18 protein-coding genes and 1 tRNA gene are annotated in these 16,288 nt (G+C 67.3%); 10 read left to right on the top strand and 9 right to left on the bottom strand.

Annotation, left to right across the window (positions count from 1 at the left end; all coding sequences use genetic code 11):
- Positions 1-57 precede the first annotated feature (57 nt).
- The gene (locus SPI01S_RS08545; RefSeq protein WP_066721176.1) at positions 58-453 is read right to left on the bottom strand and encodes a type II toxin-antitoxin system VapC family toxin; all 396 of its coding nucleotides are present in this window, start codon (positions 451-453) and stop codon (positions 58-60) included.
- Positions 450-695 (bottom strand): type II toxin-antitoxin system VapB family antitoxin, encoded by a 246-nt coding sequence (locus SPI01S_RS08540; RefSeq protein ID WP_066721173.1) that lies wholly within the window; start codon positions 693-695, stop codon positions 450-452. Before SPI01S_RS08540 ends, SPI01S_RS08545 begins: the two co-directional genes overlap by 4 nt.
- A gap of 100 nt (positions 696-795) precedes the next feature.
- Here SPI01S_RS08540 and SPI01S_RS08535 point away from each other — a divergent pair, with 100 nt between their 5' ends.
- Both SPI01S_RS08535 and SPI01S_RS08530 read left to right on the top strand, forming a co-directional pair.
- Positions 796-1,467: a glutathione S-transferase family protein gene (locus SPI01S_RS08535; RefSeq protein ID WP_066721170.1), complete on the top strand. Its 672-nt coding sequence runs from the start codon at positions 796-798 to the stop codon at positions 1,465-1,467.
- Between the two features lie 56 nt (positions 1,468-1,523).
- The gene (locus SPI01S_RS08530) at positions 1,524-2,138 is read left to right on the top strand and encodes a YbhB/YbcL family Raf kinase inhibitor-like protein (protein ID WP_066721167.1); all 615 of its coding nucleotides are present in this window, start codon (positions 1,524-1,526) and stop codon (positions 2,136-2,138) included.
- Positions 2,139-2,160: 22 nt separating this feature from the next.
- On the opposite strand, the gene SPI01S_RS08525 is transcribed toward SPI01S_RS08530, so the two are convergent.
- The 5 genes from SPI01S_RS08525 to SPI01S_RS08510 form a co-directional block, all read right to left on the bottom strand.
- The gene (locus SPI01S_RS08525; RefSeq protein ID WP_066721471.1) at positions 2,161-3,018 is read right to left on the bottom strand and encodes an SDR family oxidoreductase; all 858 of its coding nucleotides are present in this window, start codon (positions 3,016-3,018) and stop codon (positions 2,161-2,163) included.
- Positions 3,019-3,114: 96 nt separating this feature from the next.
- The gene (locus tag SPI01S_RS23235) at positions 3,115-3,243 is read right to left on the bottom strand and encodes a hypothetical protein (RefSeq protein ID WP_281179433.1); all 129 of its coding nucleotides are present in this window, start codon (positions 3,241-3,243) and stop codon (positions 3,115-3,117) included.
- A gap of 269 nt (positions 3,244-3,512) precedes the next feature.
- On the bottom strand, positions 3,513-4,574 hold the full coding sequence (locus SPI01S_RS08520) for a GGDEF domain-containing protein (RefSeq protein ID WP_066721159.1): 1,062 nt from the start codon (positions 4,572-4,574) through the stop codon (positions 3,513-3,515).
- A gap of 256 nt (positions 4,575-4,830) precedes the next feature.
- Positions 4,831-5,382, bottom strand: a complete 552-nt coding sequence (locus SPI01S_RS08515; protein ID WP_066721157.1) for a peroxiredoxin — start codon at positions 5,380-5,382, stop codon at positions 4,831-4,833.
- Positions 5,383-5,436: 54 nt separating this feature from the next.
- Positions 5,437-6,504, bottom strand: coding sequence for a phospholipase A (locus SPI01S_RS08510; protein ID WP_245653516.1), 1,068 nt, complete (start codon positions 6,502-6,504; stop codon positions 5,437-5,439).
- 63 nt (positions 6,505-6,567) lie between these two features.
- Between SPI01S_RS08510 and hisN the strand changes: the two genes are divergently transcribed.
- Positions 6,568-7,350, top strand: a complete 783-nt coding sequence (hisN, locus tag SPI01S_RS08505; protein WP_066721156.1) for a histidinol-phosphatase — start codon at positions 6,568-6,570, stop codon at positions 7,348-7,350.
- A 54-nt stretch (positions 7,351-7,404) separates the two neighbouring features.
- Here hisN and SPI01S_RS08500 read toward each other — a convergent pair whose 3' ends face one another.
- Both SPI01S_RS08500 and SPI01S_RS08495 read right to left on the bottom strand, forming a co-directional pair.
- Positions 7,405-8,520 carry an SGNH/GDSL hydrolase family protein gene (locus SPI01S_RS08500; protein ID WP_066721153.1) on the bottom strand — a complete coding sequence of 372 codons (1,116 nt, stop codon included), beginning with the start codon at positions 8,518-8,520 and terminating at the stop codon, positions 7,405-7,407.
- Between the two features lie 42 nt (positions 8,521-8,562).
- A complete protein-coding gene (locus tag SPI01S_RS08495) occupies positions 8,563-10,695 on the bottom strand; it encodes an AsmA family protein (protein ID WP_066721150.1) in 2,133 nt (710 codons plus the stop codon).
- Between the two features lie 152 nt (positions 10,696-10,847).
- On the opposite strand from SPI01S_RS08495, the gene rpmI reads away from it, so the two are divergent.
- From rpmI to SPI01S_RS08460, 7 genes are all read left to right on the top strand, one after another.
- Positions 10,848-11,051, top strand: coding sequence for a 50S ribosomal protein L35 (gene rpmI / locus SPI01S_RS08490; protein WP_066721148.1), 204 nt, complete (start codon positions 10,848-10,850; stop codon positions 11,049-11,051).
- A gap of 14 nt (positions 11,052-11,065) precedes the next feature.
- Complete coding sequence (gene rplT / locus SPI01S_RS08485; RefSeq protein WP_066721145.1) at positions 11,066-11,431, top strand: 50S ribosomal protein L20; 366 nt, start codon at positions 11,066-11,068, stop codon at positions 11,429-11,431.
- A 90-nt stretch (positions 11,432-11,521) separates the two neighbouring features.
- Positions 11,522-12,139 carry a LysE family translocator gene (locus tag SPI01S_RS08480; protein ID WP_066721142.1) on the top strand — a complete coding sequence of 206 codons (618 nt, stop codon included), beginning with the start codon at positions 11,522-11,524 and terminating at the stop codon, positions 12,137-12,139.
- Between the two features lie 71 nt (positions 12,140-12,210).
- The gene (pheS, locus tag SPI01S_RS08475) at positions 12,211-13,302 is read left to right on the top strand and encodes a phenylalanine--tRNA ligase subunit alpha (RefSeq protein ID WP_066721139.1); all 1,092 of its coding nucleotides are present in this window, start codon (positions 12,211-12,213) and stop codon (positions 13,300-13,302) included.
- On the top strand, positions 13,299-15,722 hold the full coding sequence (gene pheT / locus SPI01S_RS08470; protein ID WP_066721136.1) for a phenylalanine--tRNA ligase subunit beta: 2,424 nt from the start codon (positions 13,299-13,301) through the stop codon (positions 15,720-15,722). Before pheS ends, pheT begins: the two co-directional genes overlap by 4 nt.
- A gap of 4 nt (positions 15,723-15,726) precedes the next feature.
- Entirely contained in the window at positions 15,727-16,143 is a 417-nt protein-coding gene (locus SPI01S_RS08465) for a hypothetical protein (protein WP_066721132.1), read from the top strand.
- A gap of 64 nt (positions 16,144-16,207) precedes the next feature.
- Positions 16,208-16,284: transfer RNA gene (locus tag SPI01S_RS08460), tRNA-Arg, on the top strand.
- Positions 16,285-16,288 lie beyond the last annotated feature (4 nt).

Here is a 16,288-nt window from a genome sequence, read left to right as displayed (position 1 = left end):
GATCGAGACCCCAATGGATACCGGCTTTCGCCGGAATGACGGACTTGAGGGCTGGGCTCAATCGAGGGCGGCGGCCACGTCGGTATAACGGAAGTCGTCGCCCTTGAAGAGCAGCGGGCAGTCCGCCAGTGCGGCAACCGCATAGGCCATGCAGTCGCCATAGTTGAGCCGCGCGGGATGGCGGCCTTTGCCGAAACGATCGAACGCGTCGGCGGCTAGCTGCAGGTGATCCTCGCCGAACGGGACGATCACGAACGGCGGCTTGGCGATCAGCGCTGACCCGGCGTCGGCAGCGGCGCGAGTAGATTGCCCGAGCACGACCATTCGAAATTCCAGCACCGTCGGTGCGCCTATCAGCACGGTGTCAGTTTCATCCAGCCTCGCTGCGATACGGTCCGCTTCTGGCTCGCCGAAGAGCAGGGCAACCAGTGCCGAGGTGTCGATGGCGATCACTGCGGCAAGCCGCGCTCATCATATCCCAGAATGTCGTCGGCGCTTCTATCGTTGCGCGGCTCAACCGCCGCGACTGCCTGCGCGCGCTTCAGCCGATCGGCAAAGCTGTCCGTACTCGTGCGATCGCGATCCATTGCCTCCCGCACGGCCATCCGGATCGCGGTGGTGTAGCTCACCCCCTTGGCGCGGGCATAGCGGCGCACCAGCCGGTCGGTCTCTTCGTCCTTGATGCTGAGCGCCATGGTGCGGCTCCGTTCTAGAATGCTTCTTGAAATATAGAAATGCGACCCGCGGCACAACGGCTCTTCCCCGTCCGATTTCCGCTGCTTATGGCTTCTCGCCATGTGGCAGCTCCTTCAATTCCCGCTCTGTCCCTTTTCGCGCAAGGTCCGGCTCCTGCTGGGGGAGAAGGGCATCGCCTATGAGCCGGTGCGCGAATCGCCCTGGCAGCGGCGCGACGAGTTTCTCGACCTCAATCCTACCGGCCAGACGCCGGTGATGATCGACGAAGAGCGCCATGTGACGCTGATCGACTCCACCGTGATCTGCGAATTTTTCGAGGAGACGGTGAGCAAGAACGCGCTGCTCAACGGATCGGCGGTGGATCGCGCCGAGATCCGTCGGCTGGTCGTGTGGTTCGACAATAATTTCTACAGCGACATCACCGCGCCGCTGCTCCACGAGCGGATGATCAAGCGCATCGTCTATCGCCAGCCCCCCGACGCCAAGGTGCTGCGCGACGCGATGAAGGCTGCGGTCGGCCATCTCGACTATATCGATTACCTGCTCGACCACCGCACCTGGCTGGCGGGGGCGACGATGAGCCTTGCCGACATCACCGCGGCGGCGCAGATTTCGGTCGCCGACTATCTGGGCGGCATCGACTGGAAGAGCCACGAACTCGCCAAGCGCTGGTATATCGGGATGAAGAGCCGCCCGAGCTTCCGCCAGCTGCTCGCCGAGCGGATGGAGGGAATCACGCCCCCGGCCGATTACGAGAAGCTCGACCTCTAAATGCGGGGATAATCGCGGGCGGAGGTGCGTTTGGCTGCCGAACGGGAGAGACCGCGATGCTCGAACACATACCGCACTGGCTGGGAAGCGCGCTGAAGGGCCTGCGTGCCGGCGCCAACAAGCTGGCCATCGTCCAGCCCGAACTGGGCAGCTTCGAGGTGCTGCACCTCGCCAGCCCGGCCTTTGCCAATGGCGGGCGGTTGCCGGAGCGCTTCACCGCCGACGGCGAGGGCGTCTCGCCGCCCTTGTTCTGGACGGGCGTGCCGGAAGGCACCGAATGCCTGGCGCTGATCGTGGAGGATCCCGATGCGCCGGCGCCGCAGCCGCTCGTCCACGCGGTGATCTGGGGCCTGTCGGTCGACGGCGACCTCAAGGAAGGCGAGATCCGCGCGGATGGCAGCGGCGATGCCGAGGGCAAGGATGTCGGCCGCAACAGCTTTCTCGGCGAAGGCTGGCTCCCCCCCGATCCGCCGACCGGCCATGGCCCGCACAATTATGCGTTCCAGCTGTTCGCACTGGGAGCCGGCTGCGCAATCGGCGAGAATCCCGGCCGCAGCGCACTGGTCAAGGCGATGGCGGGGCATGTGCTCGCCGCGGGGCTGCTCACCGGCGTCTATTCGCGCGGCGAGGAAGCGCCGACCGGGCTGGTCGGCGAAACCGCGCCGGTCTGATCCAGACCGGCGCGGCGCCGGCTCAGCCGTTCACCACGGTGCCGCCGTTGGGATGGAGCACCTGGCCGGACATGTAGCTCGAATCCTCGCACGCAAGGAACAGGAAGGCCGGTGCGACTTCGTTGGGCTGGCCGGGCCGGCCCATCGGCACGCTCTCGCCGAAATGCTCGAGCTTCTCCGGGGAAGCGCCGCCGCTGGGGTTGAGCGGGGTCCAGATCGGCCCCGGTGCCACCGCGTTCACGCGGATGCCCTTCTCGATCAGGTTCATCGACAGGCTGCGGGTGAAGGCGGTGATCGCGCCCTTGGTAGAACTATAATCGAGCAGCTCGGGCTCGCCCTGGTACATCGTCACCGAGGTGCAGTTGACGATCGTCGCACCTTCCTTGAGGTGCGGCGAGGCGGCCTGCACCATGAAGAACATACCGAAGATGTTGGTCTGGAAGGTGCGGCGGAGCTGCTGTTCGGTGATGTCGACGATGTCCTTGTCGGGATGCTGCTCGCCGGCATTGTTGACGAGGATATCGAGGCGGCCGAATTCGGCGATCACCTGTTCGACGGCCTGCTCGCAAAACGCCTTGTCGCCGACATCGCCGGGAATCGTGATCGCCCGGCGGCCTTCGGCGCGGACCGCCTCGGCGGTGTCCTCGGCATCCCGGTGCTCGTTCAGATAGACGATGGCGACATCGGCGCCTTCGCGGGCGTAGAGCGCGGCGACCGCGCGGCCGATCCCGCTATCGGCGCCGGTGACGATGGCCACCTTGTCCTTCAGTCGATCCGATCCGCGATAGCGCGGCTGCCACTGGGGCCTGGGATCGAGGGAGCGCTCCTCACCGGGGAGCGCATCCTCGTGGACTCGGTCAATGATATGCTGGTCGGACATCGGCACGGCTCCTGGGGCTTGGGGAGGGGTGCCGGAAGAACCGGGGGCACGCTGCCCGGGTTCCTGAAAAATGGGCCGCCGGAGCGGCCGGCAGGGTCAGCCGAGAATGCCCGAACCCTGCAGGCCGCTGCCGAGGATCATCACGCCGGTGATCGCGAAGGACGCGATGCCGATGAGGACGCTGCGGAACATGCTGATCTTCTCCATGGCTTCGAGCGTGATCATGCGACGGGGATCACGGGCGTGGAGAACAGGACGAGCGCGGCGGTGAGCAGGACGGCAGCGCTGACGGCGACGGTCTGGTGCAGCGAAACGAGACGAGCGGTCATGGTATTTACTCCCTGTGGTTCGGCTGGCGGACCATCCGGCGGCCGATGCCAGCTACTTTGCAGGGAGCGTGCCAAATTGCTAAGTTGTTGTAATAGAACGATGTGCGGCCGGGTGGATATGCCAAGTTGGCGTTACGCGCCACATCAAATGGTGAAATTTGCTACTCAGCGGCAAAAGTCGCTATAGCTTGCGCTGCCGGTCTTCACCTGGTTCCGCCCCTCGTTCTTCGCGAGATACAGAAGGCGGTCGGCGCGGTGGAACGCAGTCTGATGCATTTCGCCTGCCTCGACGGGGGTAAGGCCCGCAGAGAAGGTGATTTCGCCGAGCGGCGCGTCATTGTCCCGCAACTTGTACCGCTTGGTCTGCACCGTGCCGCGGGCATGTTCGAGCACCGCGCGGGCCTTGTCGAGCGGCACGTTGGTGAACAGGATCGCGAATTCCTCGCCCCCATAGCGCGTGACAAGATGGCCGCGGCAGCACTGGCTCAGCGCATCGGCTATTACCCGCAATACGCGATCGCCCACGGCGTGGCCGAAGCGATCATTGACCGACTTGAAATGATCGATGTCGCACACCGCAATGCACATCTGGCCGCCCACGGCTTCCTGGGCGGCGAAGGCTTCCTCGAACGCACGGCGGTTGGGCAACTGGGTCAGCGGGTCGCGGCGAGCATTGTCGCGCGCTTCCTCCAGCTTCTCGCGCAGTTCGCTGGCTTCGCGCGTGGCGGACTCCAGCTTGTCTTCGGCGACACGGATGCGATCGAGCATCGCCGCGGTGATCCGCACCACATCGTCGACCGCCTGGGGGGCGTCGTCGCCCGTCGAGATCGCTTCGGCGCTCGCCACCAGGTCGCGGCCGAAGTCGGCGGTCTCGGCACGCATCGCCGTCACCATGTCGGCAAAGCCTTCGACCTGCATCTGGGTGCGGGCGACCAGCCCCTCGGTCTGCGCCTTCAGCTCGGCAGGCGATTGTTGCGCGCCTTCGGGCGCGTGGTCCTCGGTCAGCGTCTGGATGTCGCGCGGCGTGATCCGCACGCCGCGTTCGGTGATCAGCTCCACGGCACGGGCGAGCGTGTCGTCGGGTTCGGTGAACAGCCGGTGGACGAAGGCATAATTGGTCGGCGTCGGCGCGAGCCGTTGATCGACGAGGAACGCGCCGATCCGCTCGAAAAGCGCGCGGCCTTCCTCTCCCTCTGCATCTGAACGAACGGCACGCGCGATGCGCATACGCTCCTAACCCCCGTGCAAATCACGGCATGACGGCCGCTATATTGCGCAGAAGCAATAAGCGGAGAGTGCTAATATCTGGTTGCTTGTTGGTTCATCCTGAACGGCGCATCCAGCGGTGCTGAACAGCATCCGTCCACATTGTCGCGGAAACTCAGAGGCTTGTGCCGATCTTCGGCGGTCATGTTCCGATCCGGAGGATTAATGCCTCCGGATCGGCATCACGCTCGCCGGTTTCGCACCGGCGCGATTCGGGTCAGCTCCGGTGAGTCGCGCGGTACTTTTGTACCGCAGCGAGCGTGAGTCGGATGTGATCGGCGGGGTTCGAGTCCGAATGCACGAACAGCACCTTGCCGTCGGGCGCGATCACATAGCTGGTGCGGCTGGTGAACTTGGCGACGGTGCCGTCGGGCTTCTTGGCTGCGACGTCATAGCCCTGCGCCACTTCGGGCGAGGCAGCGGCGACGGCGAACTTGCCCGCGCAATACTGGCTGCTGAACTGCTCCAACTGGTCGATATTGCCGGCGGTCATGCCGATCACGGTCGCGCCGGCCTTGGTGAAATCGGGCAGGGCTTCGGCAAAGGCATGGGCCTCCGCATTGCAGCCGGAAGTGAAGGCGGCCGGGAAGAAATACAGCACGACCGGGCCCTTCTTGAGCGCGGCCTTCAGGTCCACGGTGATCGGCTTGCCGGCGACCGCGCCCTTGGCGGTGAACAGCGGCACCTTGGCGCCGGGGGTGAGCGCCGCATCTGCCGGCATCATCGCGAAGGGCAGGGCAAGGGCGGCAAGGGCGAGCTTCAGGCGCATATCGATCTCCCTGATCTGGTTGGCATCGTATCTACGTCAGTGTTCGCGCGGCGGCTAGCGGGTCAAGGCGATGCCGATCCGCGCATGCGTATCGTTGACGGTGTAGCGGTCTAGCGCCTCGCCATAGCCCGTGAATGCCTGTCCGAAGAGGTAGATGCCGACCCCTCCGCCCAGCCGGCGCAGGGGATAGGAGACGAATGCCTCGGCCGCGCCGCGCCCGGTCTTCACATTGCCGCGCGCGCTGAGGGCGAGCTTGATCCCGTCCTTCTGCGCGATCGACGCGGCGAGGCCGGTATAGCCGAAATACGCCTTCATGTCGTGGAAGGTGCCGCTGTTGCCGACATAGACCCACGCCTGCGGCGCGACGTCGAGCCGCCAGTCGCTGCCCAGGTCGAACGTCTTCTCGCCGCGCACGAAGATGCGGTTGATGTCCACCGAATCGGTGACGCCCCGGCCGTTCGAATCATGCCGCCAGCCGAGTGCCACCCGCGTCGTCGCGTCCACCGGCACGTCGGCATAGAGTTCCGGGCTGTAGTTGGTCGAGCGGAAGGGGCCGGAGGGTTCGTTCAGCGCCCAGAACATCGTCTGCGTATAGGCGAAGCGCAGGTTGCCGAGCTGCAGCGGTGCATCCTCGGCGAAGGGGCGGAAGGCGAAGCTGACCTGCAGCTTGCCGCCGGCGTCGTCGAGGCCGAAGGCGCCATAGGTCGGCTCGTGCGGCTCGAACCGGGCGAGCACGCCGGCCGAACTGCCGGTCGCGCTCTGCACCACCGTTTCCTGCTCGGGGATCTCGGCAGGGCGATGTTGCGCAGCAGGCGGCATGGCGATGCCCGCCACGCCCACCGGTACATAGCGTGCCTTGGCGAACCCGCGGGGAGCGATGGTCGGCGTCGGGCCCGGCGTGCGCTCGAGCATCAGCCGCGTGCCGTCGGTGGCGGTCACTTCGATCTGGCGCGGGCCCGCATCGGCGATCGGGGCGTCGGTTTCGTTGACCAGGAACACCTCGACGCCGCGCAGCGCCGCCTGTTCGGAAGCGGGCTGTGCCGGCACGGCGCGCACCTGCGCCAGCGCGGGGGCTGCGACGAACAACGGGCCGAGCAGGGGCAGGGCGGCGATCACACGCATAAACGGCGAAGTGACAGGCGTTTGTGACCTTGGCGAGTCAAATTCCGCCCGGTAGGCAGGGGCATGGCCGTTTCCCAAACCGACATCGCGCTTGCCGCACGCCTCGCCGACGCCGCCGGCGCTGCGATCCGCCCCTATTTCCGTGCCGACCACGGCGTCGAGGCGAAGGAGGACCATTCGCCCGTCACCCTCGCCGATCGCGCCGGCGAGGAGGCGATGCGCAAGCTGCTGATCGCCGAGCGCCCGATGGACGGCATCATCGGCGAGGAATTCGGGGTGCGCGAGGGCACCAGCGGGCGGCAATGGGTGCTCGATCCGATCGACGGTACCCGCGCCTTCATCGCCGGGCGTCCGGTGTTCGGCACGCTGATCGCGCTGGTCGACAAGGGCTGGCCGGTGCTGGGCGTGATCGACCAGCCGATCATCGGCGAGCGCTGGCTGGGCGTGACCGGTCGCCAGACGCTGTTCAACGGCAAGCCCGCCAGCACGCGCATCTGTCGCGAGCTCAACCAGGCGATCCTCGGCACCACCTCGCCGGCGCTGTTCGACGACGGCCAGCTCCACGCCTTCGAGCATCTAGACGCCAAGGTGATGAGCACGGTGCTGGGCGGCGACTGCTATAATTATGGCTGCGTCGCGAGCGGCTGGCTCGACATCGTCGTCGAGGCGGGGCTCAAGCTGCACGACTTCGCCGCGCTGGTGCCGGTGATCGAAGGCGCGGGCGGGCGGATGTGCGACTGGCAGGGCGATCCACTCCACGCCGGCAGCAATGGCGAGGTGATCGCGGCGGGCGATCCGGCGCGGATCGACGACATCCTCGAAGCGATGGACTGCCGCGGGCATTGAGCCCGGTCGCCAAAACGGGCTTGATCACAACGGATACGCTAGCTGTTTGATTGCCTAGCGCCCGTCCCAGAACCCCGGATGCGCCTCGATCGCTTGGGAGAGCCAGTCGGCGATGCGGCGGTGTTCCTCCAGCCGGTAATGGCCGTGGCAAGCGGTTGCGCGAAACTCCCCGGCGGGGACGGGCAGGAACAGCACGTCGCGCGCGCCCGTTGCCAATGCCGCCGCGCCGATCCGGGCTTCGGCGGATCGCAGCAGCGCCGCCTGCTCGGGTGGCGCGCTGGCGGTGTCGAACCACCACAGGAGGAACACCGCACGCGGATAGCGTCCATGCAGCCGCGCAAGGAAGCGGCCATAGTGCGTGGCATAGTCGGCGACGAGCGTGTCCAGCGTCGGCCAGCGCGCATCGGGACGGAAGCCGACGAAATCGGCCTGCAGCTTGAGCATCACGATCTGCGGCTGCCAGCGTGGATCGGCGAACGGCGCGGGCTCGGCCGGCAGGCGGCGAGGCCATAGCGCGGTCATCGTCCCCTGCGGCGCGGTACCGCCGAAATTGCGGATCAGCCCGCGACCGGAGATCGCGTTGATCTGGTAGTCCGCGCCGAAATGTTGCGCAGCAAGTGCAGCGAAGGCGTCGGGCGTGTCGGTCGTCGCGCGGACCTGTTCCGGCGTGCAATCGACCCGGTCCGAACGGGCGCCATAGCCGGCCATCGACGAGTCGCCGATGAACTCGATCTGCCGCTTGCGGGGCGAGGGCGCGGCAAGGCTGCCGCCCTTGTCGACGAAGAAGCCGCCAAAGCGCGCGGGCGCCGTGCTCTCGGTGACCTTGTCGAGCCGTATCCGATGCGGGCCGGGTGCGAGGGCGTCGATCGTCACATCGGCGTTGCCGGGGCGATCGATCGCGATGGCCGGCCCGCCATCGATGCTCGCGCGCCACTCGTTGACCGTGTCCTCGAACCGCAGCACCACGCGGCCGCCGCGAAACGCCGCCTCGACATAGATGCCCGGCCATTGATGGCGGAAGCCGCGGGCGGTGCGTTCCACCCGGCCGCCGACATGAAGCGGCAGGGCCTCCGACACGTCCGCAGCCGGGCCGGCGATCCGCACCCGTTGCGGCGGGCGCACGTCCCCCGCCGTGGCGAGCGCAGCGGCAAGGGCGAGGAGGCGCAGCATCGCCGTCGATCCTGCGCTCGGCGCATCGCCCTGCGCAAGCGATCAGAAGATGCCCAGGAATTTCTTGCGCTGTTGCTTCGCCGCACCCGGGCTTGTCTTCCCGCTTTCCGACTTGGCGGTGGTGCCGCGGCCGACATCGTCGCGCGGGCGGCCCTTCGCGTCGCGCTGGTTGGCGGCGTTGGCGCCGGACAGGACGGGGCCGCAATCGGCGGCCTTGGCATCGCCGAAATCGACAAAGGCGAGCACCCCGGCGATCGGCGTGGCGGCCATTGCCAGGCCCAGCCCGGCGCCGGCGCGGCCGACCAGCTCGGGGCTGATCACGCTGATCGCGGGCTTGGCGAAATAGCCGCCGATGCCGATCGGCGACTGGCCGGAGAACAGGCTGAACCGCTTTGAATCGGCGCGGAAGGCGAGGTCGACCGTCTCGTTCTTGAAGCTGAACCCGCCGCGGCCGAGCATCACGTTCTTCTGCGTGTCGATCAGGATCGGATCCGCCGCTGCGATGCCGTCCCGCACGGTGAAGCCGATCAGCCCGCAATTGATCCGCACCGGCTCTTTCAACCGCTGCTCGAACATCTTCTGGACGAAGGTGCCGATGTCGAACTCGGCGAGTTCGGTATTGCGGGTCCAGAAATCGCCCTTGGGCAGGATCACCGCGATGCGGCCGTTGGCGCTGGCCAGCGAATCGCGCACGCTGTTGCCGCTGCCGCGCATCTGGATGCGGGCCTTGAGCATGCCGGTGGTGCCGGATTGCTCGGCGCCGAAACCCGCCAGCAGCACCCCCATCGGCGTCGGCGAGAGGCGGATATCATAGGTGGTGAACACCGGCGACTTCCGCGCGTCGATGCTGATGTCCGAGGCGACCGTGCCACGCGCCAGGCTGAAGTTGAGCGGGCTCAGCTTCAGCAATCGGTCGTCGAGGTCGAGGCCCAGCTCGATGTTCGACACCGGCAGGTTCGGCGCGCGGACGGTACGGACCTGCCAGTGCACCTTGGCGTCGAAATTCTTGAGCGCGTCCACCCGCAGCGGCGCATCCGGCAGCAGGCGCGGCGTTCCGGAGACCTGCGTCACCGCCGCCTGCGCGCCCTGGGCGGCGAGCGCATTCGGATTGTAGCCGATGAACGGCCCCGCATCGACGATGTCGAGCACATGGGTGAACAGGTCGGCGGTCAGCAGCATCCGCGGCTCGCGCAGCTTCACCGTGAACTTGCCGGATAGGTCGCTGTCGCCGAAGCGGCCCTTCATGCCGGTGAAGCGCCATTCGTCGTCCACCTTGGTGACGACCGAAGTCAGGCGGTACGTCCTGGTATCAGGTACGGCGATGCCGGCTACCATGAACACGTCGGCGAGATTCTGGCCGCGCAGGTCCATGTGGAGCTTCGCGCCTTCCAGCACCGTCGCGCCGGGCAGGGTGCCGGCGATGTCGACGCGGCTGCGCACCCCCTCCGCATGGAGGCGCAGCCGGTTCTCGCCGCCCGCCAGCGTCTTGTTGGAAGAGAGCAGGGCGCCCGCCAGCGTGAAGCGGGCGCCGCGCGCGGTGCCGTTGCCGTCGAACCGGATCGTGTCGGTGAAGCGATTGTCCTCGGCGGCGACGCTTTCGACGCGAATCGCCGCGTCCAGCTGGTGGCGCGGATCGAGGTAGCGGATCTGCGTGCCGGTGATTCGCGCGCGCTGGATCAGCGGCATCTCGAGCGGCTTCCCGCCGCCGCTGCCGAAGGTCCAGCTGTTCTGCTTGCCGTCGCGATCCCATTGCAGATCGATACGGCCGTCGGTGAGGCCGAGCCACTGGAACCGCTTCTGATGGGCGAGCAGCGAGAAGGTGGCGATTCGCGCATCGATTCGCGCGGCGCTGAAGAACGGGCTGGTGCCCGCCCAGTCGGGGTTCTCGACGCTGAGCCCCTCGGCCACGAACTTCAGGTTGAACGGGGCGAAATAGAGCTGGAAGTCGCCCGCTACCCGCACCTTGCGCTGGGCGCTGCTGCTCGCGATCGATTCGAACGTACCCTTGAGGAATCGTCCCTTGGTAACGAACAGGACGGCCCAGGCCAGCACCACCAGACCGATGATGCTGGTGAGGGCGGCGATGGTGGCGGCAAGCGGTGTGCCCATGGCACGAGCCGGCCGGGGCGGCGGTGCCTGGTCGGCGGCGAGCAGCGGGGCGTCCAGGTGAGCCATGACTGTCAAAATCCCGGCCTCGCGCGGGGTTCCCGGGTGGTTGCAAAGCGGTGATCCATCGGCTAATGGGCCGCCTTTCCGCGATCGAGGGACCGTCCGGCTAATAGGGCTGCCGCGGCTGTCTGCAATCGTCGAACCATAAGGAGACGAAAATGCCCAAGCTCAAGACCAAGAGCGGTGTGAAGAAGCGCTTCAAGTTCACCGCGACCGGCAAGATCAAGCACGGCGTCGCTGGTAAGCGTCACCGCCTGATCAGCCACAATTCCAAGTATATCCGTACCAATCGCGGCACTTCCGTGCTGGCCGATGCAGACGTCGCGCGCGTTGTCGCGTGGGCGCCGTACGGCCTGAAGTAAGGGAGCCCTGAAAAATGGCACGAGTAAAGCGTGGTACGACCACCAAGGCGAAGCATAAGCGGATTTTGGATCAGGCGAAGGGCTATTATGGCCGTCGCAAGAACACCATCCGCATCGCGCGCCAGGCCGTCGAAAAGGCCGGCCAGTACGCCTATCGCGACCGCAAGGTAAAGAAGCGCAGCTTCCGCGCCCTGTGGATCCAGCGCATCAACGCGGGTGTCCGCGCCGAAGGGCTGACCTATTCGCAGTTCATGCACGGCCTGAAGCTGGCGGGCGTCGAACTGGACCGGAAGGTCCTGGCCGACATCGCGATGCACGAAGGTGAGGCATTTAGCGCCATCATCGCGCAGGCGAAGGCGGCACTGCCCCAGGCCGCCTGAGCGGACCTGCGCGCAAGCTGAAAATGGGGCGTCGAGGCTTTGGCTTCGGCGCCCTTTTTCATTCCAACCGGGGGAGGGGTTTCCGTGGCGATGAAGACCTGGTGGCTCTACGTCACCGCCGTGTTTTTCGTGTCGATGACGCCGGGGCCGAACATGCTCCACGTGATGGTGCAGAGCATCCGCGAGGGCGCCGGCCGCGTGCTGCCCACGACGGCAGGGCTGATGAGCGCGAACCTGTTCTGCCTGATCGCCTCGGCGGCGGGGCTGGGCGCGCTGCTCAAGGCGTCGCCGGGGCTGTACGATGTGCTGCGCTATGCCGGTGTCGCCTATCTGCTGTGGCTGGGCATCAAGGCCTGGCGGGCGCCGGTGGCGGACGCGCATGCCGACGCGCCGCTGCCTGCCCGCCAGACGGTGCGCGCGCGCTACCTCACCGGGCTTGGCACGGGGCTGTCCAACCCCAAGCTGATCGTCTTCGCCGCCGCGCTGTTCCCGCAGTTCCTCGACGTAGGCCGGCCGTTCGTGCCGCAGCTGGCGATCCTCATTGCCACCTTCGCGGTGATCGAGGCCTTCTGGTTCTCGGTCTATGCGCTGGGCGGCCGCTCGCTCGCCGCGTGGCTGGCGCCTGCGCATCGGCAGCGCATGTTCAACCGCGTCACCGGCGGGGTGTTCGTGGCGTTCGGCGCTGCACTGCTCGGCAGCCGGGTGTAGCGTGCCCGCAAATACCTTGACCTGCGAGCCCGTCTGGGGTTCCAGCCACCTCGCACAGTGAACGGAAAACGATGACCACCGATCTCGATACCCTGCGCGGCGAGCTGCTTGCCGCGATCGATGCCGCCACCGCGCTCGATGCGCTGGAGGCGGTGCGCGTCCAGGCGCTCGGCAAGCAGGGCGCGATCACCGGCCTGCTCAAGACGCTCGGCAAGCTCACCCCCGAGGAGCGGCAGGAGCAGGGGCCGCGCATCCATAGCTTGCGCGAAGCCGTCACCGAGGCGCTGGCCACGCGCAAGGCGGCGATGGAACAGGCCGCGCTCGACGCGCGCCTTGCCAGCGAGACGGTGGACATGACGCTGCCGGTCGACGGCGTCGCGCCCGGATCGGTCCACCCGGTTTCCCAGGTGATGGACGAGCTGGCGGAGATCTTCGCCGATCTCGGCTTCGCGGTCGCCACCGGCCCCGAGGTCGAGGACGACTGGCACAATTTCACCGCGCTCAACATCCCGGAGACGCATCCGGCGCGCGCGATGCACGATACCTTCTATCTCGCCGGCGAGCATGAGCAGCCGATGGTGCTGCGCACGCACACCAGCCCCGTGCAGATCCGCACGATGACAAGCCAGAAGCCCCCGATCCGCATCATCGCGCCGGGCCGCGTCTATCGTTCGGATTCGGATGCCACGCACACGCCGATGTTCCACCAGATCGAAGGCCTGGTGATCGACAAGGGCATCACGCTCGGCCACCTGAAATGGACGCTGGAGACCTTCCTCAAGGCGTTCTTCGAGCGCGACGATATCGTGCTGCGCCTGCGCCCCAGCTATTTCCCCTTCACCGAGCCTTCGGCCGAAGTCGATGTCGGCTTCACCTGGAAGGACGGCAAGCGGGTGATCGGCGGCAGCGGCGACGCGCCCGGCGGCGGCTGGATGGAAGTGCTGGGCAGCGGCATGGTGCACCGGCGGGTGATCGAGGCCTGCGGGCTCGATCCGAACGAATGGCAGGGCTTCGCCTTCGGCACCGGCGTCGACCGGCTGGCGATGCTCAAATATGGGATGGACGATTTGCGCCCCTTCTTCGACGGCGATCTGCGCTGGCTCAAGCATTACGGCTTTTCGGCGCTCGACGTGCCCACGCTGAGCGGGGGAGTCGGCGCATGAAGTTCACCCTGCGCTGGCTCAAGGAGCATCTGGAAACCGAAGCCTCGCTGACCGAGATCCTCGAGGCGCTGACCCGTGTCGGTCTCGAAGTCGAGGGCGTCGAGAATCCCGCCGAGCGGCTGGCCGGGTTCCGCGTCGCCCGCGTGCTGACCGCCGAGCGCCACCCCCAGGCCGACAAGCTGCAGGTGCTCAGCGTCGATTTCGGCGAAGGTCCGCTGCAAGTGGTGTGCGGCGCGCCGAACGCGCGGGCAGGGCTGGTCGGCGTGCTGGGCCTGCCCGGCGCGGTGGTGCCGGCCAATGGCATGACGCTCAAGGTCGCGGCGGTGCGCGGCATCGAATCGAACGGCATGATGTGCTCGACCCGCGAGCTGGAGCTGGGCGAGGACCATGACGGCATCATCGAGCTGCCGGTGGACGCGCCGGTCGGCACGGCGTTCGCCGACTATGCGGGGCTGGACGATCCGGTGATCGACGTCTCGATCACGCCCAACCGCCAGGACTGCATGGGCGTGCGCGGCATCGCCCGCGACCTCGCTGCCGCAGGTCTGGGCACGCTCAAGCCGCTCGACGCGGTGTTGGCGGGCCTGCCGGCGATCGTGCCGCAGGGCGCAGGTCCCGACGTGCGCACCGACGACGCAGCGGGCTGCCCGGCCTTTTACGGCCAGGTCGTGCGCGGCGTGAAGAACGGGCCGTCGCCCGACTGGCTGCAGCAACGCCTCAAGGCGGTGGGCCAGAAGCCGATCTCGGCGCTGGTCGACATCACCAACTTCGTGATGTTCGGGCTCGGCCGCCCGCTCCACGTCTATGACATGGCCAAGCTCTCGGGCGGGCTGGTCGCGCGCAAGGCCAAGGACGGCGAGACCGTGCTGGCGCTGAACGGCAAGACCTACACGCTCACCGACGGCATGACCGTAATCGCCGACGACGCAGCCGTGCACGACATCGGCGGCATCATGGGCGGCGAGCATTCGGGCTGTTCGGACGAGACGACCGACGTGCTGATCGAATGCGCCTATTTCGACCCCGAGCACATCGCCCGCACCGGCCAGAAGCTGCTGCTGACCAGCGATGCGCGCACCCGCTTCGAGCGCGGCGTCGATCCCGCATTCCTCGACGAGGGGCTGGCGATCGCCAGCCGGCTGGTGCTGGCGCTGTGCGGCGGTACCCCGAGCGACGTCACCCGCAGCGGCACCCCGCCAAAGGTGGGCGCGGTTGTCGGCTATGATCCGGCGCTGGCGGAAACGCTGGGCGGTCTTGCTGTCCCCGCGACGCAGCAGGTGGAAATCCTGGAAAGCCTGGGCTTCGTCGTGCAGCCGCTGGACGGCAATGGCGATCCGGTCGAACTCGGCGATGGCTTCGAAGCCTTCCGCGTCACCGCGCCAAGCTGGCGCCGCGACGTGGACGGCCCGGCCGACATCGTCGAGGAAGTGATCCGCATCGCCGGCATCGACAACGTGCCCTCGGTGCCGCTGCCGCGCACCCCCGGCGTTGCGACGCCTACCGCTACGCCCGAGCAGAAGCTCGAGCGCAGGATGCGCCGCACCGCCGCCGCGCGCGGGCTGAACGAGGCGATCACCTGGAGCTTCCTCCCCGAAGCCCAGGCCGAAGTGTTCGGCGGCGGCGCCTGGACGCTCGCCAACCCGATCAGCGAGGACATGAAGGTCATGCGCCCCTCGCTGCTGCCCGGCCTGCTGGCAGCGGCGGAGCGCAACCTCAAGCGCGGGGCGACCAGCGTCCGCCTGTTCGAGGTCGGCCGTCGCTATCTGGCGGACAAGGAGCGGCTGACGCTCGGCGTGGTGCTGGCCGGATCCAAGGCCGCGCGCGGCTGGCAGGGCGGCAAGGCCCAGCCCTTCACTGCGTTCGACGCCAAGGCCGAGGCGCTCGCGCTGCTGGAGGCCGCCGGCGCGCCGGTCGGCAATCTGCAGGTGATGGGCGAGGCGGGTGGCGCCTACCATCCCGGCCAGTCGGCAACGCTGCGGCTCGGGCCCAAGAACGTCCTCGCCAGCTTCGGCATGGTGCACCCTAGCGTGCTCAAGGCGTTCGACCTCGACGGCGCGGTAGCGGCGGTGGAGATCCATCTCGACGCGCTGCCGGCCAAGAAGGCCAGCGGCTTCACCCGCCCGGCCTTCACGCCGCCTGCGCTGCAGGCGGTGACGCGCGACTTCGCCTTCCTGGTGCCGACGGCGCTGGCGGCGGGCGACCTCGTCCGCACCGTCAAGGGCGCGGACAAGGCCACGATCGTCGATGCGCGGTTGTTCGACGTCTTCACCGGCCAGGGCGTGCCCGAGGGGCAAAAGAGCCTGGCCATTGAAGTCACGCTGCAACCGGGCGAGAAGAGCTTCACCGATGCGGACCTGAAGGCGGTGGCCGACAAGGTCGTCGTGGCGGCGGCGAAGCTGGGCGCGACCTTGCGAGGATGATGCGATGATCGAGCGGTTCCTACCCGGGCTCGACGCCCTTCTGGCGGAGCCGCTCGACACGCACCGCGTGTCCGTCGCCTTTCCCGGCGACATGGACCCCCATGAACGCGAGGGTCGCTTCGGCGTGTTCCTCGATGCCGAGCTGCGCATCGCCGGGCTGGGCAGCTGCGGCGGCGGCACGCTGATCGAGACGCTCGACGATGGTGGCCAGTGGCGCCCTGCCTGCGCGATCCTCGACGTCGACCTGACCGATCTCGCGCGCGGCCGCGCCTTCTGCCGCGAGGAACTGGTCGCGCTGGGCTGCCCCGAAGGCACGCTGATCCAGTATGACGACCAGGAGGATCGCTGGGACGGCGCGACCTGGGAGCTCAACCAGCCGCGCTCGTTCGACGAGGATATGCTGCCCTATCGCGATAATTGACGCGAAGACTGCAAAAAGGGGGTTGCGCTACCCTGGAACCTCGTTTAGGCGCCGCACCTCCAATGCGCCCGTAGCTCAGCTGGATAGAGCATCAGACTACGAATCTGAGGGTCGGACGTTCGAATCGTTCCGGGCGCACCATTTT

This window comes from Sphingomonas pituitosa NBRC 102491 (genome assembly GCF_001598435.1).
GTDB classification, from domain to species: domain Bacteria; phylum Pseudomonadota; class Alphaproteobacteria; order Sphingomonadales; family Sphingomonadaceae; genus Sphingomonas; species Sphingomonas pituitosa.
This window is presented reverse-complemented; position numbering and strand designations above follow the sequence as displayed.

Bases quoted from the DNA above. Each gene is read 5' to 3' on its own strand.
- SPI01S_RS08540 (WP_066721173.1), bottom strand. From the start codon at position 695: ATGGCGCTCAGCATCAAGGACGAAGAGACCGACCGGCTGGTGCGCCGC.
- SPI01S_RS08535 (WP_066721170.1), top strand. From the start codon at position 796: ATGTGGCAGCTCCTTCAATTCCCGCTCTGTCCCTTTTCGCGCAAGGTC.
- SPI01S_RS08530 (WP_066721167.1), top strand. From the start codon at position 1,524: ATGCTCGAACACATACCGCACTGGCTGGGAAGCGCGCTGAAGGGCCTG.
- SPI01S_RS08525 (WP_066721471.1), bottom strand. From the start codon at position 3,018: ATGTCCGACCAGCATATCATTGACCGAGTCCACGAGGATGCGCTCCCC.
- SPI01S_RS23235 (WP_281179433.1), bottom strand. From the start codon at position 3,243: ATGATCACGCTCGAAGCCATGGAGAAGATCAGCATGTTCCGCAGCGTC.
- SPI01S_RS08520 (WP_066721159.1), bottom strand. From the start codon at position 4,574: ATGCGCATCGCGCGTGCCGTTCGTTCAGATGCAGAGGGAGAGGAAGGC.
- SPI01S_RS08515 (WP_066721157.1), bottom strand. From the start codon at position 5,382: ATGCGCCTGAAGCTCGCCCTTGCCGCCCTTGCCCTGCCCTTCGCGATG.
- SPI01S_RS08510 (WP_245653516.1), bottom strand. From the start codon at position 6,504: ATGCGTGTGATCGCCGCCCTGCCCCTGCTCGGCCCGTTGTTCGTCGCA.
- hisN (WP_066721156.1), top strand. From the start codon at position 6,568: ATGGCCGTTTCCCAAACCGACATCGCGCTTGCCGCACGCCTCGCCGAC.
- SPI01S_RS08500 (WP_066721153.1), bottom strand. From the start codon at position 8,520: ATGCTGCGCCTCCTCGCCCTTGCCGCTGCGCTCGCCACGGCGGGGGAC.
- SPI01S_RS08495 (WP_066721150.1), bottom strand. From the start codon at position 10,695: ATGGCTCACCTGGACGCCCCGCTGCTCGCCGCCGACCAGGCACCGCCG.
- rpmI (WP_066721148.1), top strand. From the start codon at position 10,848: ATGCCCAAGCTCAAGACCAAGAGCGGTGTGAAGAAGCGCTTCAAGTTC.
- rplT (WP_066721145.1), top strand. From the start codon at position 11,066: ATGGCACGAGTAAAGCGTGGTACGACCACCAAGGCGAAGCATAAGCGG.
- SPI01S_RS08480 (WP_066721142.1), top strand. From the start codon at position 11,522: ATGAAGACCTGGTGGCTCTACGTCACCGCCGTGTTTTTCGTGTCGATG.
- pheS (WP_066721139.1), top strand. From the start codon at position 12,211: ATGACCACCGATCTCGATACCCTGCGCGGCGAGCTGCTTGCCGCGATC.
- pheT (WP_066721136.1), top strand. From the start codon at position 13,299: ATGAAGTTCACCCTGCGCTGGCTCAAGGAGCATCTGGAAACCGAAGCC.
- SPI01S_RS08465 (WP_066721132.1), top strand. From the start codon at position 15,727: ATGATCGAGCGGTTCCTACCCGGGCTCGACGCCCTTCTGGCGGAGCCG.